Annotated in this window: 2 protein-coding genes; one reads left to right on the top strand and one right to left on the bottom strand. The window is 68.2% G+C overall.

Annotation, left to right across the window (positions count from 1 at the left end):
• The coding region (locus RJ05_RS14445; RefSeq protein ID WP_036537723.1) for a MaoC family dehydratase at positions 1-344 on the top strand (344 nt) is incomplete at its 5' end.
• A 93-nt stretch (positions 345-437) separates the two neighbouring features.
• On the opposite strand, the gene RJ05_RS14440 is transcribed toward RJ05_RS14445, so the two are convergent.
• A partial coding sequence (locus tag RJ05_RS14440; protein ID WP_036537722.1) for a lipase family protein occupies positions 438-894 on the bottom strand: 457 nt, incomplete at its 5' end.

The following is an 894-nucleotide window of genomic DNA, read 5'->3' as shown; positions in this document are numbered from 1 at the left end:
CCACCGGCGACCACCAGTGGATCCACATCGACACCGGCAAGGCCGCGCACGGCCCGTTCGGCACCACCATCGCCCACGGGTACCTGACCTTGTCGCTGCTCCCGCTGCTGGTCGGGCAGATCTACCGGGTCGAAGGCGTGAAAATGGCAGTCAACTACGGCTCCAACAAGTTACGGTTCCCGGCCCCGGTCCCGGTGAATTCGAAGGTGCGCGCCGGCGTCGAGCTGATCTCGGTCGCGGCCGGCCCCGCCGGGCACCTGGTCACCGCCAAAGTCACCGTCGAGCGCGAGGGCGGCGACAAACCGGTCTGCGTGGTCGAGTCGCTGTCGCTCGTGGTGGCGTGAATCTACTTGCGGCTACACCGTCACCGGCGTGACAGCCCTGCCGAAGCAGAGCTGACACGCCGGTGACCGATCGACGTCTCGCCGGTGGCCGGCTCAGGGCAGCGCGGCGCAGTTGCTCGGCGCGGGTGTACCGGCGAGGCGCTGGGTGAGCCAGTCGTGGGCGGCGAACGTGGCGGGCAAGTATGCCAGCAGGTGGCCGATCGCGGTACTGGGGAACAGCGGTGGCAGCCAGGCTGTTTTGTCCAGTTGTACGGTCGCACCTTGTGCGCACCAGTCGACGGCGAGCTGATGAACCTGCGGGTAGGTCAGGACGTCGTCGTTGGTGCCTGCGGCGATCAGGACCGGCGCGACGGGCTTGCGGCGGCCGATGCGCTGCTCGTCGATGATGGCCGACAATTCCGGTGAGCTGTCGATGATCTGGGCGGGGGTGCGGCCACCGGCGGTGTACCAGGTCGCCGGTCGCAGCATGGTGCGCAGGACTGCTTCGCCGATGCAGGTATTGGCCAGCTCGGCCATCATCTGCTTGCCTGCGGGGTTGGTGGCGGCGTCG

Source organism: Nocardia cyriacigeorgica NBRC 100375, assembly GCF_000308555.1.
In the GTDB taxonomy this organism is placed as follows: domain Bacteria; phylum Actinomycetota; class Actinomycetes; order Mycobacteriales; family Mycobacteriaceae; genus Nocardia; species Nocardia cyriacigeorgica.
The sequence above is the reverse complement of the archived record's forward strand: the minus strand, read 5'-3'. Positions and strand labels throughout refer to the sequence as shown.